Origin of the sequence: Pantoea sp. JZ2 (assembly GCF_035191405.1) — a bacterium.
GTDB lineage: Bacteria > Pseudomonadota > Gammaproteobacteria > Enterobacterales > Enterobacteriaceae > Pantoea > Pantoea stewartii.
Map to the genome: position 1 here is coordinate 4,489,498 of NZ_CP045247.1, position 25,417 is coordinate 4,514,914.

Genomic DNA, 25,417 nt, shown 5'->3' on the forward strand with positions numbered 1-25,417 from the left:
AATTTTCAGCTTGTTCCGGATTGTTAAAGAGCAAATATCTCAAACGTGACCCTGAGGCCAGTTTTGAGATACTTCGTGGAGACACCTTTCACCTGTCACCAAGCAAGTGGCGTCCCCTAGGGGATTCGAACCCCTGTTGCCGCCGTGAAAGGGCGGAGTCCTAACCGCTAGACGAAGGGGACACGTACGTGTGTCTCGGCTTCGCAGCCGTCTTGCTTCTTCAGCTTTCTATCAGACAATCTGTGTGAGCACTTCGCACGAAGGTATCTTCAGGTAAGGAGGTGATCCAACCGCAGGTTCCCCTACGGTTACCTTGTTACGACTTCACCCCAGTCATGAATCACAAAGTGGTAAGCGCCCTCCCGAGGGTTAAGCTACCTACTTCTTTTGCAACCCACTCCCATGGTGTGACGGGCGGTGTGTACAAGGCCCGGGAACGTATTCACCGTGGCATTCTGATCCACGATTACTAGCGATTCCGACTTCACGGAGTCGAGTTGCAGACTCCGATCCGGACTACGACGCACTTTATGAGGTCCGCTTGCTCTCGCGAGGTCGCTTCTCTTTGTATGCGCCATTGTAGCACGTGTGTAGCCCTACTCGTAAGGGCCATGATGACTTGACGTCATCCCCACCTTCCTCCGGTTTATCACCGGCAGTCTCCTTTGAGTTCCCGACCAAATCGCTGGCAACAAAGGATAAGGGTTGCGCTCGTTGCGGGACTTAACCCAACATTTCACAACACGAGCTGACGACAGCCATGCAGCACCTGTCTCAGCGTTCCCGAAGGCACCAATCCATCTCTGGAAAGTTCGCTGGATGTCAAGAGTAGGTAAGGTTCTTCGCGTTGCATCGAATTAAACCACATGCTCCACCGCTTGTGCGGGCCCCCGTCAATTCATTTGAGTTTTAACCTTGCGGCCGTACTCCCCAGGCGGTCGACTTAACGCGTTAGCTCCGGAAGCCACTCCTCAAGGGAACAACCTCCAAGTCGACATCGTTTACGGCGTGGACTACCAGGGTATCTAATCCTGTTTGCTCCCCACGCTTTCGCACCTGAGCGTCAGTCTTCGTCCAGGGGGCCGCCTTCGCCACCGGTATTCCTCCAGATCTCTACGCATTTCACCGCTACACCTGGAATTCTACCCCCCTCTACGAGACTCAAGCCTGCCAGTTTCAAATGCAGTTCCCAGGTTAAGCCCGGGGATTTCACATCTGACTTAACAGACCGCCTGCGTGCGCTTTACGCCCAGTAATTCCGATTAACGCTTGCACCCTCCGTATTACCGCGGCTGCTGGCACGGAGTTAGCCGGTGCTTCTTCTGCGGGTAACGTCAATTGCTGAGGTTATTAACCTCAGCACCTTCCTCCCCGCTGAAAGTACTTTACAACCCGAAGGCCTTCTTCATACACGCGGCATGGCTGCATCAGGCTTGCGCCCATTGTGCAATATTCCCCACTGCTGCCTCCCGTAGGAGTCTGGACCGTGTCTCAGTTCCAGTGTGGCTGGTCATCCTCTCAGACCAGCTAGGGATCGTCGCCTAGGTGGGCCGTTACCCCGCCTACAAGCTAATCCCATCTGGGCACATCCGATGGTGTGAGGCCCGAAGGTCCCCCACTTTGGTCTTGCGACGTTATGCGGTATTAGCTACCGTTTCCAGTAGTTATCCCCCTCCATCGGGCAGTTTCCCAGACATTACTCACCCGTCCGCCACTCGTCACCCGAGGAGCAAGCTCCTCTGTGCTACCGTCCGACTTGCATGTGTTAGGCCTGCCGCCAGCGTTCAATCTGAGCCATGATCAAACTCTTCAATTTAAAGTTTGATTTGCTGCAACCAGTGCAGCGATGCTCAAGGAAAACGTCGTAATGAATTTCAATACGTGTTCACTCTTAAGACTTGATATTTTTTTGCGTCCGGAGACGCGGATATCAATCCTGCGAGTGCCCACACAGATTGTCTGATAAATTGTTAAAGAGCAGTGCAAGCAGCGGGTTAACCGTCTGTTGCGAGGTGGCGTATATTACGCTTTCCTCCTTCAGAGTCAACCTCTTTTTCAGAAGTTTTTCTCCGGCGGCTCAGTTGCCTGACCCTCTCAACACCGCATTCCGTAAGCCGTTGTGCCGTGTCGATGGAGGCGCATTATAGGGAGTTCTCGCAGGCTGACAAGGGCTAAATTCAATAAAAATGACTGTTCGCTGCATTCCACAGCAAAAGCCCGCCTTATACGCAGTTACACACAAAGTTATCCACATTCCTGTTACGTACAAATTTAGACGAGCATCACGCAAACGTTTTCGCTACAATGCCCCCGCAACGCTATGGATGCCCCTTTTCGGGGCGTTACCTGAAGTTTTCGCGTTTTCACTTCTCTATAAAGAGGAAGAAAGCTCGCAAACTTGATGTAACGCTCTTATTTACGCGAATCAAAGCCAAGGGATAAAACCACCATGCAACAACCTCGTCCTTTACGCCGCGCCCTGCTCAGTGTTTCTGATAAAGCCGGCATCCTCGAATTTGCTCAGGCACTCTCCCAACGTGGTGTTGAGCTGCTCTCTACAGGCGGCACCGCACGTCTGCTGGCAGAGGCAGGGCTCCCCGTCATCGAAGTGTCTGACTACACCGGTTTCCCGGAAATGATGGATGGACGCGTTAAAACGCTGCACCCGAAGGTCCATGGCGGCATTCTGGGACGTCGCGGACAAGATGATGCGGTAATGGCGCAGCACGCTATCAACCCTATCGATATGGTGGTCGTTAACCTTTATCCCTTTGCACAAACCGTCGCGAAGCCAGACTGCTCACTGGAAGATGCCGTAGAGAACATTGATATTGGTGGCCCAACCATGGTGCGCTCGGCGGCCAAGAACCACAAAGATGTGGCGATTGTGGTAAAGAGCAGCGACTACCCGGCCATCATCGCCGAGCTGGACGCTAACCAAAACTCACTGACGCTGGAAACCCGTTTTGACCTGGCAATCAAAGCGTTTGAACACACCGCTGCGTACGACAGCATGATCGCCAACTACTTCGGTAGCATGGTTCCCGCCTACCATGGTGAAACTGAGCAGCCGGCAGGACGCTTCCCACGCACCCTCAATCTTAACTTCGTTAAAAAGCAGGATATGCGTTATGGCGAGAACAGCCATCAGGATGCCGCCTTCTATATAGAAGAAAATGTACAGGAGGCCTCTGTCGCTACCGCCGAGCAGGTGCAGGGCAAAGCACTGTCTTATAACAACATTGCGGATACCGATGCAGCACTGGAGTGCGTAAAAGAATTCGCTGAGCCCGCGTGCGTCATTGTAAAGCATGCTAATCCTTGCGGCGTGGCCGTCGGCGAGTCCATTCTGGCGGCTTACGAGCGCGCTTACCAGACCGATCCTACCTCTGCATTTGGCGGTATTATTGCGTTTAACCGTGAACTGGACGAGGCGACCGCACAGGCCATTATCAGCCGGCAGTTTGTTGAAGTGATCATCGCCCCTTCGGCGACCGAAGCGGCCCTGAAAATCACGGCGGCGAAACAAAACGTTCGTGTACTGGTATGTGGTGAATGGCAGGGCCGTGTCGCCGCGCTGGATTTCAAACGGGTGAATGGTGGTCTGCTGGTTCAGGATCGCGATCTCGGGATGGTCGATGCCAGCCAGTTGCGGGTCGTCAGCAAGCGTCAGCCTTCTGAACAGGAACTGCGTGATGCTCTGTTCTGCTGGAAAGTGGCTAAATTCGTTAAGTCCAACGCCATTGTCTATGCACGCGACAATATGACTATTGGCATAGGTGCGGGCCAGATGAGCCGCGTCTATTCTGCCAAAATTGCGGGCATCAAAGCGGGTGATGAAGGTCTCGAAGTTAAAGGTTCTGCGATGGCTTCCGATGCGTTCTTCCCATTCCGTGATGGTATTGATGCCGCTGCAGCCGTGGGCGTGAGCTGTGTCATTCAGCCAGGCGGCTCTATCCGCGACGACGAAGTGATTGCAGCTGCCGATGAACACGGTATTGCCATGATCTTTACTGATATGCGTCACTTCCGTCATTAATTCTGTGGAGCGTTTTATGAAAATTTTAATCATCGGTAACGGCGGACGTGAACATGCCCTGGCCTGGAAAGCCGCCCAGTCGCCGCTGGCAACGGCCGTTTTTGTCGCCCCTGGTAATGCAGGTACGGCGCTGGAACCGGCTTTACAGAACGTCGATATTTCCCCAACAGATATCCCGGCATTACTTGCCTTTGCGCAACGTGAACAGATCGATCTCACTATCGTTGGACCCGAAGCGCCGCTGGTGATTGGCGTGGTTGATGCATTCCGTGCCGCCGGCTTAAAAATCTTTGGTCCGACTCAGGCTGCCGCACAGCTGGAAGGTTCGAAAGCGTTCACGAAAGACTTCCTTGCGCGTCACAACATCCCCACTGCCGAATACCATAATTTCACCGAGGTCGCCCCTGCGCTGGCCTATCTGCGTGAAAAAGGGGCGCCCATTGTCATCAAAGCCGATGGCCTGGCTGCCGGTAAAGGTGTCATTGTGGCCATGACGTTGCAGGAAGCCGAAAACGCGGTGCAGGATATGCTGGCGGGCAACGCCTTTGGTGACGCCGGGCACCGTATTGTGATCGAAGAGTTCCTGGACGGTGAAGAAGCCAGTTTTATCGTGATGGTCGATGGCGAGAATGTCCTGCCGATGGCCACCAGTCAGGATCACAAACGCGTCGGCGATGGGGATACAGGACCAAACACCGGCGGTATGGGCGCTTACTCTCCTGCACCAGTGGTGACGGATGAAATCCACCAGCGCGTCATGGACCAGGTCATCTGGCCAACCGTACGTGGCATGGCAGCAGAAGGGAATGTCTACACAGGCTTCTTATATGCCGGGCTGATGATCGATAAGACCGGTCAGCCAAAAGTGATCGAATTCAACTGCCGTTTCGGCGATCCGGAAACGCAGCCCATTATGCTGCGCCTGCAATCGGATCTGGTGGATCTCTGTCTGGCTGCCTGTGAAGGCAAGCTCGATCAAAAAGACTCACAATGGGATCCCCGCCCTTCGCTGGGTGTGGTGCTGGCGGCAGGTGGCTACCCTGGCCCCTACGCGAACGGCGAACTGATTCACGGTTTGCCGCAGGAAGAAGCGGCTGACGGCAAAGTTTTCCATGCCGGTACACGTCTGGAAGGCGACCGCGTACTGACTAACGGTGGACGTGTGTTGTGCGTCACCGCGTTAGGCGATGACGTTGCCGCTGCGCAGAAGCGCGCTTATGCGCTTGCTCAGCCGATTTCCTGGCAAGGCAGTTTCTGCCGCCGCGATATCGGCTATCGCGCCATTGGTCGCCAGTAACGATGACAGGGGCACACGTTGTGCCCCTTTTTCATGCCTCAGAAATCCGCCTCTTTGGGCTCATCTGCACATTCGTCTTTGTGGCTGACCCGCAACAGTTGAACGCCTTCCGGCGCTTCCAGCCATGAAACCATCAAGGGACCAGCGGAATGACGGCGGTAATGCGTGAGCGTCTGCCATGCCTCACTGTCAAACGCTGGCGTCACCTTTTGGCCGTCACAGGTCTCCACGACATTGCCCCCTGCCCAGTGCCCCTGCTTCAGAAACACCCGACCGCTTAAGAGCGCATCGCTGACGTCCCGCATACGTTGCGCGTCAAACTTATAAAGTTCCACCGTATCAGGGCTGACCGCTTCACGTTGAGTAGCAAGCTGGCGCTGCATAAAGTTAAGACTGCCATTCTGGTCAAATCGCAGGGTGACATCGTCGGGAGGCGCGCCTTTCACCTGACGCTCAACGCTGACCAGATGATCGCCCAGCCAGCGGTAGTCTGTCGTTTCGCTTTTTTCGCTGTTAAACGGGTTATACAGCGTACGAATATGCACAGACTGATGATCCGTATTCTTACGCCAGATACGCACACTGCCACGGTCGGCCAGATAACCACTGGCGGAAAAGGCGGGAATGTCGGGGGTGGAACTGCACCCGATAATCAGTGAGGAGAGAAGCAGGGCAGAAAAGCGCTTAAGCAGCGTAGTCATGGTGGCTGGCCCTTAAACAAAAGGGGCGAAATCGCCCCTGTTTAAAACTTTACCGCTATGCGACGTCTTACTTGACGGCGTCTTTCAGAGCTTTACCAGACACGAATGCAGGTACGTTTGCCGCAGCGATTTTGATTTCTTTGCCAGTCTGTGGGTTACGACCGGTACGCTCAGCGCGGTGGTTCACTTTAAAAGTACCAAAACCAACCAGTTGTACAGCATCACCCTCTTTCAGAGACTCAGTGATTGCAGCCAGAGTAGATTCCAGCGCTGCCTTGGCCTGGGTTTTAGACAGGTCAGCTTTTTCTGCGATCACATCAATCAGTTGAGTCTTGTTCATAAGTTATCCTTAAAGTGTATTTATCGCTTGCTAAGCAACGAGTGCGAGGGAAAAGCCAACTTCGGGCACTCTTCAGCCTGCACGCACCGATAGCCACAATTTTCAGCCCCCCAAATGTAGACCAGACAGGGGGCTGATGTGAAGCCTCCAGGCGCGCTAATTAAGGCCTGAAGTCACGTTTTCTCGCCTTATTGCTGAATTTTTATACCGATGTTACTAATTCCCGCCTCGCGCAGGTCGGATCGCAGACCTTTTATCAATTCAAGGTCTCGCTCTTCACAGTCTGCGAGCAGGCGAAAAATCTCCCATTGCAGGTCCCATTCGTCGATGACAGCCGGGTTTTCCCGCAGCTCTTCATCGGTCATTTCGCGGCCTGCCTGAGTCATTTCCAGAATGGCCACGGTGGTGATGGAGGTCTTGCTGACTTCAATCGCATGTTCAAGCGTTTCGCCACTTAACAGGGCGTGCAGCACTTCACTTAATGCCACACAGGCATCGATGGCCGGATACACGCCGTAGACCTCAAAATCATCGCCATCCGGAATCGCAGCTTCGAGCTTTTCCAGTTGACTGTCGAAGTTGATCTTTGCATCTTTCACCGTCAGCGTTTCCCAAATCAGATCGAGAATCCGGCGGTAAAGCGCAGGATCGGCAAACGCAGTTTGCTGGCAAAAAGCCATGTAATTAGGATACATGCGCTCGCACAGGCAAGCCATAAACGTCAGATGTTGCCAGCTTTCCAGCTTTGCCAGACGCAAATGCACAGGGTTTTGTAACATACACAGAGCTCTTATTCGTTTCGCTGGCCGCAGTGTAACGCAAAAGCGCCCTACAAACAGTGCTAAAGCGCGTTTTGCCAGCGCAGAAATGCAGGTCGGCGTGATGCGACAGCATCTGCCCAGCGCGTCGGTTCCGGTAAACGGTAGCCCTGAGTACACTTTTCAACCCAATCGAGGGCACTGTCCAGGCTGACGCGATGCCCGGTGGCCACAAACAGCGGATTACAGCGTACCTTGCTGCGCCATACCCAGCCAATTTGCTCCCCTTTATCCATTAACGGCTGGCGACTGCCGGGAGTCTCGTCCAGCGGCTCAAACCGTCCGCACAAACGCTTTTTGGCGACACCGATGGTGGGAACATCGACCATCAGTCCAAAGTGTGACGCCACACCGAGCCGACGCGGATGCGAAATGCCGTGACCGTCGACAAACAACAGGTCAGGCTTCTGCTCCAGCATATTCCATGCCGCCAGCAAGGCGGGATATTCCCGGAAAGAGAGAAAGCCAGGAATGTACGGCATAGTCGTCTCGATGCGCGCGATACGATGCTCCACCAGCTTCAGCGACGGGTATTCAAGAATAACCAGCGCCGCGCGCGTGACCGCACCTTCCTGTTCAAACCCGACGTCTGCGCCACCAATAAAGCGTGGCGGCAGCACATCAAAATCGTCCTGCCGCACGACGTCTGCGGCACGCTGTTGTTGCTCCGCACGAAGTGCAGCAATATCCATTATGACTCCTGATGATACTGGCGGGAAAGGCGGTGCACCGCCTCAACGAAGACGCCGGCATGCTCTGGCGGTACATCCTGATGGATACCATGTCCCAGATTGAATACGTGGCCTTCACCTTTGCCGAAACCGTCCAGAATACTGGCCACTTCCTGCTCGATACGGGCCGGTGGTGCGTACAGCATGGAGGGATCCATATTGCCCTGTAAGGCGACTTTATGCCCGACACGACGGCGGGCCTCACTGATGTCGATAGTCCAGTCCAGGCCCAGTGCATCGCAGCCTGTTTCAGCCATGGCCTCAAGCCACTGACCGCCGCCTTTAGTAAACAGCGTGATCGGCACACGACGGCCTTCGTTTTCGTGCAGTACGCTGTCGACGATTTTATGCATGTAATAAAGCGAGAATTCGCGATAATCGCGGCCACTCAATGCGCCGCCCCAGGTGTCAAACACCATGACTGACTGCGCCCCGGCGCGGATCTGAGCGTTGAGATAGAGAATAACGCTGTCGGCCAGCTTATCCAGCATGGCATGCAATGTGGCAGGTTCGGCGTACATCATTTTTTTAATTTTGGTGAAGGCCTTGCTACTGCCGCCTTCTACCATATAGGTTGCCAGCGTCCACGGACTGCCTGAAAAACCAATTAAGGGCACCTCACCATTAAGGTTCTTACGGATGGTCCGTACGGCATTCATCACGTAACCCAGTTCCTGTTCAGGATCGGGAACAGGCAGGCGATCGACGTCGGCACGGCAGGTTACGGGGTTTGAAAAGCATGGACCTTCCCCCGTTTCGAAGTACAGCCCTAATCCCATCGCATCAGGAATGGTGAGAATATCACTGAAGAGGATGGCCGCATCGAGCTTGTAGCGACGCAATGGTTGCAGGGTGACTTCGCAGGCCAGCTCGGCATTCTTACACAGCGACATAAAGTCGCCCGCCTGGGCACGCGTGGCTTTATATTCCGGCAAATATCGTCCGGCCTGGCGCATCATCCATACGGGGGTAACATCGACAGGCTGGCGTAACAGGGCGCGCAAATAACGGTCGTTCTTCAGTTCACTCATGTCAGGACTCTCTCGGTATCAAGCGAGTAGTGTAGCACTCTCACGCCTCAGCGCGGCAGAGGGCAACGGTATCTTCAATTAATCGACGGGCAACGGTGCCAGGTGGAGGCAGTAAAGGCAGCGCATCAAAACGGAACCATCCGGCATCCAACAGCTCTTTACCGTCGTGCTGTAAGTCGCCGCCGTCATACTCCGCCATAAAGGCCATCATTAAGGACTGCGGGAAAGGCCAGGGCTGGGAAGTGACATAACGGACATTCTTCACGCGCACGTTGCTCTCTTCCATCACTTCGCGTGCAACCGCCTGTTCAATGGTCTCACCGACTTCAACGAACCCGGCCAGCACAGTGTAAATGTTATTACGATGACGCGCATGGTTGGCCAGCAGGATCTCATCTCCACGGCGGATAGCAACGATAATACAGGGCGCAATTTGTGGGTAATAACGTTCACGGCAATGGCTACACAGGCAGGCAAATTCGCGTTTACTGGCATGCATCTCATGACCACAATAGCCGCACCAGCGATGGGATCGGTAAAACTCTGCTAACTGCACCCCGCGCCCGGCCAGCTGAAACAGGCCCGGATCTTCGTTGAGTAACTGGCGCAACGACAACATATCTGACGAACGCGTTTCACAAATCAGCCAGACCTTCTCTCCCTGCCATTCGCCAATCACGCGCCCCTGGTGCCCGGTAAGGCCAAACTGCTGTGCGTTTCCGTGAGGTAAATCGCCTTGCGGTAACCAAATTTTCTGTTCAATACTGACAATCCACCATCCAGCGTCTACGCTTGAAATTTCGCATTGCATTTATTTCGTCATCCTTAGCGTCAACCCGCACGCTGAAGTCCCGATGTTAAGTGTGTAGATGAACAACTATACCCAAATAATTCTGGTTGCAAGACGACAGCACGCTTATTTATCCCGACAGGTTCGCGGAGAACAAGCGCAATTGGCGCATCGCTAATCTGAAATATGAAGGTGCATAACGCATACGGAGTTAACTATGCTTAACCAGTTAGACGTTCTGACCCAACGCGTAGGTGGCAGTAATGAACTGGTAGATTCATGGCTGGCAGCTCGCCGCCAGCTATTGGTTTCTTATTACCATTTGGTCGGCATCAAGCCAAAAAAAGAAGCGCTGACTCGCCTGGACGAGCAGGCACTGGATAACTTTTGCCACACGCTGGTCGATTATCTTTCATCCGGTCACTTTAGCCTTTACCAGCGTTTGATTGCAGAGATGGACGGCACCAGTCCGCTGCTGGCTGCCGCGCAGATTTACCCGTCGCTGGAAGCCAATACCGAGCAGTTGATGCAGCTGTATGACGGCCACCTGCAACAGGCCATCGACGACGACAACTATGTGACGTTTCAGCACGCCTTGTCAGAAGTCGGCGAAGCTCTTGAGGCGCGTTTTACCCTTGAAGACAAGCTTATCCAAATGGCATGGGACAATCACCTGACTCCGCCTGTGGCGAACGACAGTGAAATTGCCCGCCCTGCTTAACAGTGCCGCAAATGTAAATAACTTGTGATTCATAAAAAGCCCCCTTATGCTGAGTGGGCTTTAAAACATCTGTTTTATGTTGTCAGGGTTTGACGGTTGCACGTCCTTGCGGGACCTGATTAACCGTTAAACCAAATCTTGTCGGAGTGCCCATTGGGCTGAGACCGTTAATTCGGGATCCGCGGAACCTGATCAGGTTAGAACCTGCGAAGGGAACAAGAGTAAATTTTTACGGTACGCCGCACTCAGGGTGCCCGCTGTGCCGTTACTCCTTCCGAACTCCGGACAAGCAACCTTCCCACTTACTGGAATATTGCTATGTCTACTACGAAAACGACCCGTCGCGAACAACGTGCTCAGGCACAGGAATTCATTGATTCCCTGCAGGGTGGCAGTGCCTTTCCCAACTCAAAACGTATCTGGCTGACCGGCAGTCGTGACGACATTCGTGTCCCCATGCGCGAAATCCAGCTTAGCCCTACATTGACCGGCGGCAGTAAAGATGAGCCCGTTTACCAGGAAAATGAGCCTGTGCCGGTTTATGACACCGCCGGTGCCTATGGCGATCCGGCAGCAAAAATCGACGTGCATCGCGGACTGGATAAACTGCGTGCTCGCTGGATTGAAGAGCGCGACGACAGCGAAAAACTGACGCAGATTAGCTCGGCGTATACGCAGCAGCGACTGGCTGATGACGGACTGGATCACCTGCGCTTTGAACATCTGCCAACGCCGCGCCGTGCTAAAGCCGGCCGCTGTGTGACCCAGTTACATTACGCGCGTCGGGGAATCATCACGCCAGAGATGGAGTTCATCGCCATCAGGGAGAACATGGGCCGTGAGCGCATTCGTGGTGAGGTACTGCTGCAACAGCATCCGGGCCACAGCTTTGGTGCCCATCTGCCCGAAAACATTACCCCCGAGTTTGTACGCCAGGAAGTGGCCGCTGGCCGCGCTATTATTCCGGCCAATATCAACCATCCCGAATCCGAACCGATGATCATTGGACGCAACTTTCTCGTGAAGGTGAATGCCAACATTGGTAACTCAGCGGTGACCTCGTCTATTGAAGAAGAAGTAGAAAAGCTGGTCTGGTCCACACGCTGGGGCGCGGACACGGTCATGGATCTGTCGACCGGACGCTATATTCATGAAACCCGTGAATGGATTCTGCGTAATAGTCCTGTTCCCATCGGCACTGTTCCGATTTATCAGGCACTGGAGAAGGTCAACGGTGTGGCTGAAAACCTGAACTGGGACATTTTCCGCGATACGTTACTGGAGCAGGCCGAACAGGGCGTGGATTATTTTACTATCCATGCGGGTGTGCTGCTGCGCTACGTTCCTATGACTGCAAAACGCCTGACCGGTATTGTGTCCCGTGGTGGCTCCATTATGGCGAAGTGGTGCCTGTCTCATCACAAAGAGAGCTTTCTCTATGAACACTTCCGCGACATCTGTGAAATTTGCGCAGCCTACGATATCGCTTTGTCACTGGGCGACGGATTACGCCCCGGATCGATTCAGGACGCCAACGACGAAGCACAGTTCGCTGAGCTGCACACGCTGGGTGAACTGACAAAAATAGCCTGGGAATATGACGTACAGGTGATGATCGAAGGCCCCGGCCATATCCCGATGCAGATGATCCGTCGCAACATGACAGAGCAGCTGGAACATTGCCATGAAGCGCCGTTTTATACTCTGGGCCCACTGACGACCGACATTGCGCCGGGCTACGATCATTTTACCTCTGGCATCGGTGCCGCCATGATTGGCTGGTTTGGCTGCGCGATGTTGTGTTACGTCACGCCGAAGGAGCATCTTGGCCTGCCAAACAAAGAGGATGTGAAACAGGGGTTAATCACTTACAAGATCGCCGCGCATGCTGCCGATCTGGCCAAAGGCCATCCGGGGGCGCAGATCCGCGACAACGCCATGTCGAAAGCGCGCTTCGAATTTCGCTGGGAAGATCAGTTCAATCTGGCGCTGGATCCTCATACAGCCCGGGCCTATCACGATGAAACGTTGCCACAGGAATCGGGTAAAGTCGCCCACTTCTGTTCAATGTGCGGCCCTAAGTTTTGCTCAATGAAGATCACGCAGGAAGTGCGTGACTATGCTGCCAGACAGGAAGCGGAAGCGCAGGCTATTGAGGTTGGCATGGCGCAGATGTCTGATCATTTCCGTGAACGGGGCGGTGAACTCTACCATCCCGCCACAGCGATTAAGGAGGAGTAAATGAACGCCTTTCCCGCTACCGCGCCGCGATTAGGGCTGTATCCGGTGGTCGACAGCGTTGAATGGATCGAACGCTTACTGGATGCCGGGGTGCGCACGATTCAGCTGCGGATTAAGGATCTGCCAGATGAGATCGTTGAACCCACCATCATCCAGGCTATCGCAACAGGTCAGCGTTACCAGGCGCGCCTGTTTATTAATGACTACTGGCAGCTGGCGATTAAGCATAAGGCTTATGGCGTTCATCTGGGGCAGGAAGATCTGGCCGTGGCCAATGTGCAGCGCATTCTGGACGCAGGCTTGCGCCTGGGCATTTCCACGCACGATGATGCTGAGCTGGATCGGGCGCTGGCGCTGCGTCCTTCCTACATTGCGCTGGGACATATCTTTCCGACTCAGACGAAGGTGATGCCCTCTTCTCCGCAGGGGTTGTCTGAACTTAAACGCCATCTGAGTCGGTTGCAGGGGATCTCTACCGTGGCGATTGGCGGCATCAGCATTGATCGCGTTCCGGCGGTACTTGAAACTGGTGTCGGCAGTATCGCCGTGGTGAGCGCCATTACGCAGGCAGAGGACTGGCGGGCGGCCACCCGCGAGCTGTTACGGCTTGTTGAGCCCGAATCCGGGCATTAACCCCGCCCTGTCGCGCAGATAAACGCGCACGTTGTGCAACAGGCAGTAAAAACTGGAAAGCCGCGCACGGCAATGAACATTGCGACTGGCGCGGCTTTTTTCTGTCCTTTAAAGTCACTGGCGTCCGGCCGGGATGGCCTGACCAGGGCCAGTTCCCTCCTCTTTCTGGCCCTGCTTCTCACCACCTGAAGCGATGATATCGATAACGGCGGACAGGTCAGCCGACGACTGATGCGCACAGGCGGCCATCGCCCGCTCGACAGCCTTACCGGTCAAGGCCAGTGCCTGTTCAATCTTACCGCTTGCGGGCAAGGCGTAATTCAGGCGCAGACAGTTACGGTACTTTCCGGAGGCCGAAAAAAGCGAGCCTACGGCAATCTGGATCCCTGATTTGCGTAATTCGTGGTTGAGCTGCACCGCATCAAATGCCTCAGGCAATTCAATCCACATCAAAAAACCGCCCTGAGGCCGCGTGACGCAGATACCGCAAGGGAAGTAATGCCGTACCCAGCAGGAAAAGGTGTCGTAATTGCGCTGGTAAACCTGGCGCATCCGCCGAAGATGCGTCTGGTAATGGCCCTGCTGGATAAAGTCAGCTACGGCATGCTGAGGCTGAGTGGCGGTAGAACCTGTCACAATGTATTTCATATGCAAAACACGATCGCGGAAGCGTCCGGGCGCCACCCAGCCCACACGTAAACCCGGTGCCAGCGTTTTGGAAAACGAGCTGCACAGCAATACGCGTCCTTCTGTATCCAGAGATTTAATGGATGAAGGCCGCGGGTACTCCCAGGCCAGCTCACCATAAACATCGTCTTCAATGATCGCCGCATCAAAACGCTGTACCAGACTCAGCAGCGCGCGCTTGCGCTTTTCGGGCATGATAAAGCCAAGAGGATTGTTGCAGTTAGGGACGACGACGACCGCTTTGATCGGCCACTGATCAAAGGCCAGTTCCAGCGCTTCAAGGCTGATTCCCGTTACAGAATCGGTCGGAATCTCAATGGCCCGAATGCCGAACCCACGTAATGTCTGCATGATGCCGTGAAATGACGGCGATTCGACCGCAATGATATCGCCGGGCTGGCATATTGCGCGCACGGACACTGACAGCGCTTCGTGGCAGCCTGTGGTAATCACAATATCTTCTGAGGTCAGCTGGCAGCCGCTGTCGATCATCAACCGGGCAATTTGTTCTCTCAGCCGGGCGACACCGTAAAGGTTGTCGTAATTCAGCAGCGTGCTTTCCTGCTGCTGCGCCTGACGGCTAAACGCCTTCCACAGAGGTTTCAGTGTGGACTGCGTTAAATCCGGCATACCGCTGCCCAGTTGCAGTACATCCTGTTCCCGGCGGCTGTTAAGCAGGTCAAGCACCGCGTCCCACTGGGTAATTTCCACCGGATGTTGCGCCGGACGCGTCAAGGCCGGAACGGGCGGCATCGCCTTATGTGGCGCCACAAAATACCCGGAACGCGCCTGCGGAATAATCAGCTGTTTCTGCTCCAGCAGATAATAGGCCTGCTGTACCGTGCTGATGCTGACACCATGTTCGACGCTCAAACTCCGAACGGAGGGCAGGCGTTCGCCACTTTGGTACAACCCCTGTTCAATACGTTTTTCCAGCAATGTGGCTAAATGTTGATAGCGCGTCATGATCGACCTCAGCCAGGTTGATGACCCGACAAAACAGTACAGACAGCCTGTATTTCTACCATTCAGTCCACGCTGACGGCAATCTGTATGTTAAATAATTGCTTCGGGTGCATCTGTATTGGAAATTGTATCTGCATGAAAATATTTCTCAGGTTACTTACTGAGGGCAGGATCATGGAATATGAGGAAAATCGTAGCGCTAAACCCTTTGCAGTTTCACTCAGCCTGTTTCGCTTTATCTGGCATCATTTTCGTCGCTGGCAGTGTCGGCGCGAAACCCGCATGATTTTATGCAGACTGAGCGACAGTGCGCTGAAAGATATCGGGTTAAAGAGAAGCGATATCAATAAACGCTTTTAATTACGGCTCGCCTGGAAACAGGCGTGAGTCGAATTCGTTAACAGGACGGACTTCGGAAAACACTCTTCACGACAGTACGCGTTATGAATGCCGGTGCCGCCTGTACAAGACAGCCTGATCTCACAGGCAAAAAAAACCCTGCCGGAGCAGGGTTTTTTATCAGGCGTTTGACGATTACTCGTCGTTGTTACCGCCAAGACCCGCGTTCAGTAACTCCGCCAGGCTTGCGGATGCTTCGTCAGCAGTCACCTGCGGTGCAGCTGGCACTTCGCCTGCCGCACGACGACGCATACGATCCTGGTGATAAGCGTAACCGGTACCGGCCGGGATCAAACGACCCACGATCACGTTCTCTTTCAGACCGCGCAGTTCGTCGCGCTTGCCTGCTACTGCCGCTTCGGTCAGGACACGTGTAGTTTCCTGGAACGATGCTGCAGAGATGAACGATTCGGTTGCCAGTGACGCTTTAGTGATACCCAGCAGGTCACGTACGAAGGTTGCGCCAACTTTTCCGTTCGCTTCAAGTTCACGGTTAGAGATCTTGATGCGAGAGAATTCAGCCTGCTCACCTTCCAGGAACTCAGTGCTGCCCGCGCTCATGATGGTAGCTTTACGCAGCATCTGACGAACGATGACTTCGATGTGCTTATCGTTAATCTTAACGCCTTGCAGACGGTAAACTTCCTGCACTTCGTTAGTGATGTAACGGGTAACCGCATGCACGCCACGTAAACGCAGGATGTCATGTGGTGACTCTGGACCATCGGAAACCACGTCACCGCGCTCAACACGTTCACCTTCGAACACGTTCAGCTGACGCCATTTCGGAATCATCTCTTCGTATGGATCGCTACCATCCAGCGGTGTAATCACCAGACGACGCTTACCTTTGGTTTCTTTACCGAAGGAGATGATGCCGCTGATCTCCGCCAGGATTGCTGGTTCTTTCGGACGACGCGCTTCGAACAGGTCAGCAACGCGTGGCAGACCACCGGTAATATCCTTGGTACCGCCAGATTCCTGCGGAACACGCGCCAGGGTATCACCCGAGCTGATCTTCACGCCATCTTCCAGCTGTACAATCGCTTTACCTGGCAGGAAGTACTGAGCAGGCATATCGGTACCTGGGATCAGAACATCATTGCCGTTGGCATCAACGATTTTCAGTGCCGGACGCAGATCTTTACCACCTGAGGTACGTTCTGCAGAGTCCAGAACCACCAGCGATGACAGACCTGTTAAGTCATCAGTCTGACGCGTAATGGTCTGACCGTCGATCATGTCGGTGAAGCGAATGAAACCGCCCACTTCTGTGATAACTGGCATGGTATGCGGATCCCAGTTTGCAACGGTTTCACCCGCAGCAACCTGCTCACCATCACCTTTCGCCATGGTCGCACCGTAAGGAACTTTATAGCTCTCTTTCGTACGGCCAAATTCGTCGATCATTTTCAGTTCAACGTTACGCGAGGTGATCACCAGCTTGCCTGCTGAGTTCGTTACCGACTTAGCATTGGTCAGCTTGATGGTACCTTTGTTCTTCACCTGAATGCTGGATTCAGCTGCCGCACGAGATGCCGCACCACCGATGTGGAACGTACGCATCGTCAGCTGTGTACCCGGCTCACCGATTGACTGTGCCGCGATAACACCGATTGCTTCGCCTTTGTTGATGATGTGACCACGTGCCAGGTCGCGACCATAGCAATGCGCACACACACCAAAGTCGGTTTCACAACCTACAACCGAACGCACCTTCACGCTGTCTACTGAGTTCAGTTCCAGCACGTCACACCAGTGCTCATCGAGCAGTGTGTTACGTGGAACCAGAATGTCAGCCGTGCCAGGCTTCAGAACGTCTTCTGCCGTTACACGGCCCAGAACGCGCTCACGCAGTGGCTCTTTCACGTCGCCACCTTCGATGACTGGCGTCATCATGATGCCTTCGTGTGTACCACAGTCGTCTTCGGTGACAACCAGATCCTGCGCAACGTCAACCAGACGACGCGTCAGATAACCGGAGTTCGCGGTTTTCAGTGCGGTATCTGCCAGACCTTTACGTGCACCGTGCGTCGAGATGAAGTACTGAAGTACGTTCAGACCTTCACGGAAGTTCGCGGTGATAGGCGTTTCAATGATGGAGCCATCTGGCTTAGCCATCAGACCACGCATACCGGCCAGCTGACGAATCTGTGCAGCAGAACCACGCGCACCGGAGTCGGCCATCATAAAGATGCTGTTAAAGGAAACCTGTTTCTCTTCTTCGCCGTCACGGTTAATCACGGTCTCGGTTGAGAGGTTTTCCATCATCGCCTTCGCTACGCGCTCGTTCGCGGCAGCCCAGATATCGATGACTTTGTTGTAACGTTCGCCGGCGGTAACCAGACCAGACTGGAACTGTTCCTGAATTTCGGCCACTTCGGCTTCGGCTTCAGAGATGATTTCCACTTTCTTGGCTGGGATAACCATGTCGTCGATACCAACAGACGCACCTGAACGGGCGGCGTAGGCGAAACCGGTGTACATGGTCTGGTCAGCAAAGATAACGGTCGGCTTCAGGCCCAAAATGCGATAACAGGTGTTCAGCATTTTAGAGATAGCCTTTTTACCCAGCGCCTGGTTGACGATGGAGAAAGGCAGACCTTTCGGTACGATCATCCACAGAATCGAACGACCAATGGTGGTGTCGATCAAGCTGGTTTTCGCAACGAACTCATCCTGCTCGTTTTTGCTGTACTCAGTGATACGCACTTTAACGCGCGCATGCAGCTCGGCCAGGCCAGCGCGATAAACACGCTCAGCTTCTTTCGGGCCGGTCAGCACCATGCCTTCACCTTTGGCATTCACTTTGTCGCGGGTCATGTAGTACAGACCCAGTACAACGTCCTGTGAAGGAACGATGATTGGCTCGCCGTTCGCCGGTGACAGAATGTTGTTGGTCGACATCATCAGCGCACGCGCTTCCAGCTGGGCTTCCAGCGTCAGCGGTACGTGAACAGCCATCTGGTCACCATCGAAGTCGGCGTTATAGGCCGCACAAACCAGCGGGTGAAGCTGGATGGCTTTACCTTCGATCAGAACCGGTTCAAAGGCCTGGATACCTAAACGGTGCAGCGTTGGTGCACGGTTCAGCAGGACCGGGTGTTCGCGGATGACTTCGTCCAGGATATCCCAAACGACAGCTTCTTCACGCTCAACCATCTTCTTCGCGGCTTTGATGGTGGTGGCCAAGCCACGCAGTTCCAGCTTGCCGTAGATGAACGGTTTGAACAGCTCCAGTGCCATTTTCTTCGGCAGACCGCACTGATGCAGACGCAGGTATGGACCAACGGTAATAACAGAACGACCAGAGTAGTCGACACGCTTACCGAGCAGGTTCTGACGGAAACGACCCTGCTTACCTTTGATCATATCGGCCAAAGATTTCAGAGGACGCTTGTTAGAACCGGTGATCGCACGACCGCGACGACCGTTATCCAGCAGGGCATCAACCGCTTCCTGCAGCATACGTTTTTCGTTACGTACGATGATATCTGGCGCAGCCAGATCCAGCAGGCGTTTCAGACGGTTGTTACGGTTGATCACGCGACGATACAGATCGTTCAGATCCGACGTAGCGAAACGACCACCATCCAGCGGTACCAGCGGACGCAGATCAGGCGGCAGAACCGGCAGAACGGTCAGGATCATCCACTCTGGCTTATTACCAGACTGAACGAACGCTTCCAGCAGCTTGATACGCTTGGTCAGTTTTTTACGCTTGGTCTCGGAGTTGGTTTCGTTCAGCTCTTCACGCAGCTGCTCGCACTCTTGCTCCAGATCCATATTTTTCAGCAGCGCCTGGATAGCTTCTGCACCCATCTTCGCGTCGAATTCGTCACCGAACTCTTCCAGCGCGTCAAGGTACTGCTCTTCCGTCAGAATCTGACGTTTTTCCAGGTTAGTCATGCCGCCTTCGATCACAACATAAGATTCGAAGTACAGCACGCGCTCGATATCACGCAGCGGCATATCCAGCAGCAAGCCGATACGCGATGGCAGTGATTTCAGGAACCAAATGTGCGCAGTCGGTGATGCCAGCTCAATGTGGCCCATGCGCTCACGACGTACTTTGGTCTGTGTAACTTCTACGCCACACTTCTCGCAGATTACGCCACGATGTTTTAAACGCTTGTACTTACCGCACAGGCATTCGTAATCTTTTACCGGTCCAAAAATACGGGCACAGAAAAGACCGTCACGCTCTGGCTTGAAGGTACGGTAGTTAATGGTTTCCGGCTTTTTAACTTCACCAAAAGACCATGAACGGATCATGTCTGGCGAAGCCAGCGCAATTTTGATCGCATCAAACTCTTCGGTCTTAGTTTGCGCTTTCAGAAACTTAAGTAAGTCTTTCACGGATTAGCTCCCGTCGGAGTGAGACTCAGGGGCGTCCAACCGAAATTGAACGCCCCATAACCAGTACAAATGCGAGCGCGTTAACCCTGCGCTTACAGGCCGAAGCCTGCTACTGAGGGTTACTCGTCTTCCAGCTCGATGTTGATACCCAGCGAGCGAATCTCTTTCAACAGTACGTTGAACGATTCTGGCATGCCAGGTTCCATCTGATGGTTGCCATCCACGATGTTCTTATACATCTTGGTACGGCCGTTAACGTCATCAGACTTAACGGTAAGCATTTCCTGAAGGGTATATGCCGCACCGTATGCTTCCAGTGCCCATACTTCCATCTCACCGAAGCGCTGACCACCGAACTGTGCCTTACCACCCAGCGGCTGCTGAGTAACGAGGCTGTAGGAACCGGTAGAACGTGCGTGCATCTTGTCATCAACCAGGTGGTTGAGTTTCAGCATGTACATATAACCAACGGTTACCTGACGTTCGAACTGCTCACCAGTGCGACCATCAAACAGGGTAATCTGACCGGAAGAAGGCAGACCGCCGAGCTCTAACAGCTCTTTGATTTCGCTCTCTTTCGCACCATCAAACACCGGCGTGGCGATTGGCATACCTTTTTTCAGGTTTTCAGCCAGACGCAGAACTTCATCATCACTAAAGGTATTCAGGTCAACTTTCTGACGCACATCTGTGCCCAGATCGTAAGCACGCTGGATGAATTCGCGCAGTTTGGCGACTTCTTCCTGCTTCTTCAGCATCGCGTTAATTTTCTCGCCGATACCTTTCGCTGCCATCCCTAAGTGCGTCTCAAGGATCTGACCGATGTTCATACGTGAAGGTACGCCCAGCGGGTTCAGTACGATATCGACCGGCGTACCGTTCTCATCGTAAGGCATGTCTTCGATTGGGTTGATCTTCGAGATAACACCTTTGTTACCGTGACGACCTGCCATCTTATCACCAGGCTGAATCTGACGTTTAACGGCCAGATAAACCTTAACGATTTTCAGCACGCCTGGTGCCAGATCATCGCCTTGTGTGATTTTACGACGCTTGCCTTCGAGTTTTTTCTCAAACTCGTGCTTCAGTTCGTCGTACTGCTCTGCCAGCTGTTCCAGCTGGTTTTGCTTGGCTTCGTCAGTCAGACCCAGTTCCAGCCAACGCTCACGCGGCAGCTTGTCCAGTTTGTCTGCTTCAACGCCACCAGAAATCAGGACAGACTGGATACGGCTGAACAGGCCCGCTTCCAGAATCTGCAGCTCTTCAGACAGGTCTTTCTTCGCCTGCTTCAGCTGCATCTCTTCGATTTCCAGCGCACGTTTGTCTTTTTCCACGCCATCGCGGGTGAAGACCTGAACGTCGATAACCGTACCCGAAACACCGTTAGGCACGCGCAGAGAAGAGTCTTTCACGTCAGACGCTTTCTCACCGAAGATCGCACGCAGCAGTTTCTCTTCTGGTGTCAGTTGGGTTTCGCCTTTTGGCGTCACTTTACCAACCAGAATGTCACCACCGGTCACTTCCGCACCGATGTAAACGATACCGGATTCATCCAGTTTAGAGAGTGCAGCCTCACCCACGTTCGGGATGTCAGCGGTAATCTCTTCTGGCCCCAGCTTGGTGTCGCGAGACACACAGGCCAGTTCCTGAATGTGGATGGTCGTGAAGCGATCTTCCTGCACCACGCGCTCGGAGACTAAGATGGAGTCTTCGAAGTTGTAACCGTTCCACGGCATGAACGCGACGCGCATGTTCTGACCCAGCGCCAGTTCACCGAGATCGGTAGACGGGCCATCAGCCAGCACATCACCACGCTCAACTGGCTCGCCCAGAGATACACATGGCATCTGGTTGATACAGGTGTTCTGGTTAGAACGGGTGTATTTGGTCAGGTTGTAGATGTCGATGCCCGCTTCGCCCGGATACATTTCGTCTTCGTTAACTTTGATAACGATACGTGATGCATCAACGTACTGAACGGTACCGCCACGTTTCGCCACAGCGGTAACACCGGAGTCAACGGCAACCGCGCGCTCCATACCGGTCCCTACCAGCGGCTTATCGGCACGCAGTGTAGGAACGGCCTGACGTTGCATGTTCGCACCCATCAGGGCGCGGTTAGCATCATCGTGTTCCAGGAACGGGATCAGTGACGCACCGACGGAAACGACCTGTTGGGTCGAAACGTCCATGTAGTCAACCTGATCGCGGCTGAACAGGCTCGATTCACCTTTGCTACGGCAGGTCACCAGGTCATCAACGAACGCACCTTCTTCTGACAGATTGGTGTTCGCCTGAGCGATGACATAGTTACCTTCTTCGATGGCAGACAGGTAATGAATTTCATCGGAAACCACACCGTCGATCACGCGACGATAAGGGGTTTCCAGGAAACCGTACTCGTTGGTCTGCGCATATACAGACAAGGAGTTGATCAGACCGATGTTCGGACCTTCAGGGGTTTCGATTGGGCAGACACGACCGTAGTGCGTTGGGTGTACGTCACGCACTTCGAAGCCGGCACGCTCACGGGTTAAACCACCCGGGCCGAGAGCAGAGATACGACGCTTGTGCGTAATCTCTGACAACGGGTTGTTCTGATCCATAAACTGGGACAGCTGGCTTGAACCAAAGAACTCTTTCACCGCCGCCGAAATAGGCTTGGCGTTGATCATGTCCTGAGGCATCAATGTGTCGAGGTCGCCCAGAGAAAGACGTTCTTTCACTGCACGCTCAACACGGACCAGGCCGACGCGGAACTGGTTTTCCGCCATTTCACCCACTGAACGAATACGACGGTTACCGAGGTGGTCGATATCGTCCACTTCGCCTTTACCGTTACGGATGTCGATCAGCTTTTTCATCACTTCGATGATGTCTTCTTTGCTCAGGATACCTGAACCTTCGATTTCATCACGCAGCAATGAACGGTTGAACTTCATGCGGCCGACAGCAGAAAGATCGTAACGATCTTCAGAGAAGAACAGGTTCTCGAACAGGTTCTCTGCTGCTTCACGCGTAGGTGGCTCACCAGGACGCATCATGCGGTAAATCTCAACCAGCGCGCTCAGGCGATCGTTGGTTGGGTCGACGCGCAGGGTCTCGGAGATATAAGGGCCGTGATCCAGATCGTTGGTGAACAGCGTTTCGATACGCTTGTGACCCGCCTGGCTCAGCTTGGCCAGCAGATCCAGCGACAGCTCCATGTTCGCTGCGATAATCAGTTCACCGGTGTTCTCATCGATATAATCTTTAGAGACCACTTTGCCTGCAATATATTCAACAGGCACTTCAATGTGCTGGATACCGTCTTTTTCGAGCTGACGAATGTGACGCGCAGTGATGCGACGCCCTTTCTCAACGTAGACCGTGCCGTTCGATTCGATATCGAAGGTCGCGGTTTCACCACGCAGGCGCTCTGGCACCAGTTCCATCTGCAGCTTGTTGTCACGAATTTCATACACCACTTTCTCGAAGAAGATATCGAGGATTTCAGCAGTGGTGTAATGCAGTGCGCGCAGGATGATACTGGCCGGCAGCTTACGACGACGGTCAATACGGACGAAAAGGTTGTCTTTCGGGTCAAACTCGAAGTCCAGCCATGAACCACGGTAAGGAATGATACGTGCGTTATGCAGCACTTTACCCGATGAGTGGGTTTTACCCTTATCGCTGTCAAAGAATACGCCAGGACTACGATGCAGCTGAGAAACGATAACACGCTCAGTACCGTTGATAACAAAGGTACCGTTGTCTGTCATGAGTGGAATTTCACCCATGTAGACTTCTTGTTCTTTAATGTCTTTTACTGTGCCTTCTGGCGCTTCGCGCTCATAGATCACCAGACGCAGTTTGACGCGCAGCGGTGCCGAGTAGGTCACGCCACGGATCTGACATTCTTTCACGTCAAAGACAGGTTCACCTAAGCGATAGCTGACATACTGCAACTCAGAGTTGCCGCTGTAGCTCGCGATAGGGAATACAGAGCGGAAGGCAGCTTCCAGTCCGTACTGACCTTCTGGATCTTGCTCGATAAACTTCTGAAACGAATCAAGCTGGATAGAAAGGAGATAAGGTATGTCCAAAACTTGTGGACGTTTACCAAAATCCTTACGAATACGTTTTTTCTCGGTATAGGAGTAAACCATAGGGTTCCTCAGCTAGCTGACAAGTCGACCCACGCTGTCCGTCCTGACAGGACAGTTCATGCAACACGATTTTGTTTGATTCACGCACTGCCCGGCAGTGTGTGCAATACCTCTTTCTATCACGCTTAAATCATTTCATTGCTTCAGCGTGGGCAGGGAACCCGCACAGGAAAGCAGTATATTAAGTCGTCGATAGAGAAAGATATTGAAGAGCAACAATGGACAAACAGTGCGAAACCCCATTGAGGCCCTGGAGCGCAAAAAGGCTGGTGACCAAAAAGTCACCAGCCATCAGTCTGATATTACTCAGACTGCAACCCGAGGGTTGTCTTACTTAACTTCAACTTCAGCGCCAGCTTCTTTCAGAGCAGCTTCAAGTGCAGCTGCGTCATCTTTGCTGATGCCTTCTTTGATCACGCCAGTTGCTTCAACCAGATCTTTGGCTTCTTTCAGGCCCAGACCAGTTGCGGTACGAACGGCTTTGATTACTGCAACTTTGTTCGCGCCAACAGCTTTCAGGATAACGTCGAATTCAGTTTTCTCTTCAACAGCTTCAGCTGGGCCAGCAGCAACAGCTACAGCAGCAGCAGCAGAAACGCCGAATTTTTCTTCCATAGCAGAAACCAGCTCAACTACTTCCATTACGGACATAGCGGCAACGGCTTCCAGAATTTGGTCTTTAGTGATAGACATAACAATTGTTCCTAAGAATCAGAAAAAGTTTATACGTTAGCAAGTACGAAGAAAAGAGAGGCCTTAAGCCGCTTCTTTTGCATCGCGAACAGCAGCCAGAGTGCGAACCAGTTTGCCGGCAGCGGCTTCTTTCATGGTCGACATCAGACGTGCCAGTGCTTCTTCGTAGGTCGGCAGCGTTGCCAGACGGTCAATATTGGCCGCCGTGATCAGCTCACCTTCAAAGGCTGCAGCTTTGACCTCAAATTTTGCATTCGCTTTCGCGAAATCTTTGAACAGACGAGCAGCAGCGCCCGGGTGTTCCATAGAATATGCAATCAGGGTCGGACCAACAAACGTGTCTTTCAGGCACTCGAACTGAGTACCTTCAACGACGCGGCGCAGCAGGGTGTTACGAACAACACGCATGTAAACGCCAGCTTCACGGCCTGCTTTACGCAGTTCGGTCATTTTATCAACGGTAACGCCACGAGAATCCGCAACAACCGCTGAAAGCGCACCTTTGGCTACTTCGCTGACTTCAGCAACAATCGCTTGTTTGTCTTGAAGATTTAATGCCATTAGCTTTAGCTCCTGGATTTGACCGGGGATGGATTTCCCCGGAACTCACTTCACTTATTCGCCCGAAGGAAAATAAGCGCTATTACACGGTGAGCAGAATCCAGTAAAGAAAAATTCTTTTGGTTCTGTCACCGTCTACGCAGGGTATTAAGCATTACATCCGAAAATGTGCAGCTCCTGCGGTCTTGGACGGAGGCCAGGATAAGGCCTGGCTCCAACCTAAAATTCGGCTGTACATCGTGGCTCAGATTGCCCTGCACTG

General features: G+C 53.4%; 17 protein-coding genes, 1 tRNA gene, 1 rRNA gene and 1 riboswitch. Of the genes, 6 read left to right on the forward strand and 13 right to left on the reverse strand.

The genetic code is table 11. The features are described from left to right. Positions 1 to 107: 107 nt before the first annotated feature. Positions 108 to 182 (reverse strand) — tRNA-Glu (locus GC087_RS21705). Positions 183 to 274: 92 nt separating this feature from the next. After that, positions 275 to 1,816, reverse strand: a 16S ribosomal RNA gene (locus GC087_RS21710). A gap of 633 nt (positions 1,817 to 2,449) precedes the next feature. Here GC087_RS21710 and purH point away from each other — a divergent pair. Together purH and purD are read left to right on the forward strand one after the other, a co-directional pair. Next, positions 2,450 to 4,039 (forward strand): bifunctional phosphoribosylaminoimidazolecarboxamide formyltransferase/IMP cyclohydrolase, encoded by a 1,590-nt coding sequence (purH, locus tag GC087_RS21715; RefSeq protein ID WP_054634702.1) that lies wholly within the window; start codon positions 2,450 to 2,452, stop codon positions 4,037 to 4,039. Between the two features lie 16 nt (positions 4,040 to 4,055). Next, positions 4,056 to 5,336: a phosphoribosylamine--glycine ligase gene (gene purD, locus GC087_RS21720; protein WP_033737950.1), complete on the forward strand. Its 1,281-nt coding sequence runs from the start codon at positions 4,056 to 4,058 to the stop codon at positions 5,334 to 5,336. A gap of 38 nt (positions 5,337 to 5,374) precedes the next feature. Here the strand turns inward: purD and GC087_RS21725 are convergent, their stop codons facing one another. From GC087_RS21725 to nudC, 6 genes are all read right to left on the reverse strand, one after another. Then, the gene (locus GC087_RS21725) at positions 5,375 to 6,037 is read right to left on the reverse strand and encodes a DUF1481 domain-containing protein (RefSeq protein ID WP_324029346.1); all 663 of its coding nucleotides are present in this window, start codon (positions 6,035 to 6,037) and stop codon (positions 5,375 to 5,377) included. A 67-nt stretch (positions 6,038 to 6,104) separates the two neighbouring features. After that, complete coding sequence (hupA, locus tag GC087_RS21730; RefSeq protein WP_006121511.1) at positions 6,105 to 6,377, reverse strand: nucleoid-associated protein HU-alpha; 273 nt, start codon at positions 6,375 to 6,377, stop codon at positions 6,105 to 6,107. A gap of 188 nt (positions 6,378 to 6,565) precedes the next feature. After that, positions 6,566 to 7,156 carry a YjaG family protein gene (locus GC087_RS21735; protein ID WP_006121510.1) on the reverse strand — a complete coding sequence of 197 codons (591 nt, stop codon included), beginning with the start codon at positions 7,154 to 7,156 and terminating at the stop codon, positions 6,566 to 6,568. A gap of 62 nt (positions 7,157 to 7,218) precedes the next feature. Further along, entirely contained in the window at positions 7,219 to 7,887 is a 669-nt protein-coding gene (nfi, locus tag GC087_RS21740) for a deoxyribonuclease V (protein ID WP_033737954.1), read from the reverse strand. Further along, entirely contained in the window at positions 7,887 to 8,957 is a 1,071-nt protein-coding gene (gene hemE, locus GC087_RS21745; protein WP_039343272.1) for a uroporphyrinogen decarboxylase, read from the reverse strand. The genes nfi and hemE overlap by 1 nt, the downstream gene beginning before the upstream one ends. A gap of 40 nt (positions 8,958 to 8,997) precedes the next feature. Beyond that, positions 8,998 to 9,768 (reverse strand): NAD(+) diphosphatase, encoded by a 771-nt coding sequence (gene nudC / locus GC087_RS21750; protein WP_058702171.1) that lies wholly within the window; start codon positions 9,766 to 9,768, stop codon positions 8,998 to 9,000. A 196-nt stretch (positions 9,769 to 9,964) separates the two neighbouring features. Between nudC and GC087_RS21755 the strand changes: the two genes are divergently transcribed. The 3 genes from GC087_RS21755 (at position 9,965) to thiE (ending at position 13,342) form a co-directional block, all read left to right on the forward strand. After that, positions 9,965 to 10,468 carry an Rsd/AlgQ family anti-sigma factor gene (locus GC087_RS21755; RefSeq protein ID WP_033737958.1) on the forward strand — a complete coding sequence of 168 codons (504 nt, stop codon included), beginning with the start codon at positions 9,965 to 9,967 and terminating at the stop codon, positions 10,466 to 10,468. Positions 10,469 to 10,600: 132 nt separating this feature from the next. Next, positions 10,601 to 10,700, forward strand: a riboswitch (TPP riboswitch). An 86-nt stretch (positions 10,701 to 10,786) separates the two neighbouring features. Beyond that, on the forward strand, positions 10,787 to 12,709 hold the full coding sequence (gene thiC, locus GC087_RS21760) for a phosphomethylpyrimidine synthase ThiC (protein WP_033737960.1): 1,923 nt from the start codon (positions 10,787 to 10,789) through the stop codon (positions 12,707 to 12,709). Next, positions 12,710 to 13,342: a thiamine phosphate synthase gene (gene thiE, locus GC087_RS21765; protein WP_033737961.1), complete on the forward strand. Its 633-nt coding sequence runs from the start codon at positions 12,710 to 12,712 to the stop codon at positions 13,340 to 13,342. It abuts the gene before it with no gap. 114 nt (positions 13,343 to 13,456) lie between these two features. Here the strand turns inward: thiE and GC087_RS21770 are convergent, their stop codons facing one another. Next, positions 13,457 to 14,995, reverse strand: coding sequence for an aminotransferase-like domain-containing protein (locus GC087_RS21770; protein ID WP_058702172.1), 1,539 nt, complete (start codon positions 14,993 to 14,995; stop codon positions 13,457 to 13,459). A gap of 174 nt (positions 14,996 to 15,169) precedes the next feature. Between GC087_RS21770 and GC087_RS21775 the strand changes: the two genes are divergently transcribed. Further along, on the forward strand, positions 15,170 to 15,355 hold the full coding sequence (locus GC087_RS21775; RefSeq protein WP_058702173.1) for a DUF1127 domain-containing protein: 186 nt from the start codon (positions 15,170 to 15,172) through the stop codon (positions 15,353 to 15,355). 174 nt (positions 15,356 to 15,529) lie between these two features. Here the strand turns inward: GC087_RS21775 and rpoC are convergent, their stop codons facing one another. The 4 genes from rpoC to rplJ form a co-directional block, all read right to left on the reverse strand. Beyond that, positions 15,530 to 19,753 carry a DNA-directed RNA polymerase subunit beta' gene (rpoC, locus tag GC087_RS21780; protein ID WP_033737967.1) on the reverse strand — a complete coding sequence of 1,408 codons (4,224 nt, stop codon included), beginning with the start codon at positions 19,751 to 19,753 and terminating at the stop codon, positions 15,530 to 15,532. Positions 19,754 to 19,872: 119 nt separating this feature from the next. Beyond that, positions 19,873 to 23,901, reverse strand: coding sequence for a DNA-directed RNA polymerase subunit beta (rpoB, locus tag GC087_RS21785; RefSeq protein ID WP_324029349.1), 4,029 nt, complete (start codon positions 23,899 to 23,901; stop codon positions 19,873 to 19,875). A 330-nt stretch (positions 23,902 to 24,231) separates the two neighbouring features. Continuing rightward, a complete protein-coding gene (gene rplL / locus GC087_RS21790) occupies positions 24,232 to 24,594 on the reverse strand; it encodes a 50S ribosomal protein L7/L12 (protein ID WP_006121499.1) in 363 nt (120 codons plus the stop codon). A gap of 63 nt (positions 24,595 to 24,657) precedes the next feature. Further along, positions 24,658 to 25,155: a 50S ribosomal protein L10 gene (rplJ, locus tag GC087_RS21795; protein WP_003848098.1), complete on the reverse strand. Its 498-nt coding sequence runs from the start codon at positions 25,153 to 25,155 to the stop codon at positions 24,658 to 24,660. Positions 25,156 to 25,417 lie beyond the last annotated feature (262 nt).

What these genes read in the sequence shown, in the direction of transcription:
- thiE (WP_033737961.1), top strand. Translation starts at nt 12,710, where the DNA reads ATGAACGCCTTTCCCGCTACCGCGCCGCGATTAGGGCTGTATCCGGTG.
- GC087_RS21735 (WP_006121510.1), bottom strand. Translation starts at nt 7,156, where the DNA reads ATGTTACAAAACCCTGTGCATTTGCGTCTGGCAAAGCTGGAAAGCTGG.
- rplL (WP_006121499.1), bottom strand. Translation starts at nt 24,594, where the DNA reads ATGTCTATCACTAAAGACCAAATTCTGGAAGCCGTTGCCGCTATGTCC.
- GC087_RS21755 (WP_033737958.1), top strand. Translation starts at nt 9,965, where the DNA reads ATGCTTAACCAGTTAGACGTTCTGACCCAACGCGTAGGTGGCAGTAAT.
- rplJ (WP_003848098.1), bottom strand. Translation starts at nt 25,155, where the DNA reads ATGGCATTAAATCTTCAAGACAAACAAGCGATTGTTGCTGAAGTCAGC.
- thiC (WP_033737960.1), top strand. Translation starts at nt 10,787, where the DNA reads ATGTCTACTACGAAAACGACCCGTCGCGAACAACGTGCTCAGGCACAG.
- nudC (WP_058702171.1), bottom strand. Translation starts at nt 9,768, where the DNA reads ATGCAATGCGAAATTTCAAGCGTAGACGCTGGATGGTGGATTGTCAGT.
- purD (WP_033737950.1), top strand. Translation starts at nt 4,056, where the DNA reads ATGAAAATTTTAATCATCGGTAACGGCGGACGTGAACATGCCCTGGCC.
- nfi (WP_033737954.1), bottom strand. Translation starts at nt 7,887, where the DNA reads ATGGATATTGCTGCACTTCGTGCGGAGCAACAACAGCGTGCCGCAGAC.
- hemE (WP_039343272.1), bottom strand. Translation starts at nt 8,957, where the DNA reads ATGAGTGAACTGAAGAACGACCGTTATTTGCGCGCCCTGTTACGCCAG.
- rpoB (WP_324029349.1), bottom strand. Translation starts at nt 23,901, where the DNA reads ATGGTTTACTCCTATACCGAGAAAAAACGTATTCGTAAGGATTTTGGT.
- hupA (WP_006121511.1), bottom strand. Translation starts at nt 6,377, where the DNA reads ATGAACAAGACTCAACTGATTGATGTGATCGCAGAAAAAGCTGACCTG.
- purH (WP_054634702.1), top strand. Translation starts at nt 2,450, where the DNA reads ATGCAACAACCTCGTCCTTTACGCCGCGCCCTGCTCAGTGTTTCTGAT.
- GC087_RS21775 (WP_058702173.1), top strand. Translation starts at nt 15,170, where the DNA reads ATGGAATATGAGGAAAATCGTAGCGCTAAACCCTTTGCAGTTTCACTC.
- GC087_RS21725 (WP_324029346.1), bottom strand. Translation starts at nt 6,037, where the DNA reads ATGACTACGCTGCTTAAGCGCTTTTCTGCCCTGCTTCTCTCCTCACTG.
- GC087_RS21770 (WP_058702172.1), bottom strand. Translation starts at nt 14,995, where the DNA reads ATGACGCGCTATCAACATTTAGCCACATTGCTGGAAAAACGTATTGAA.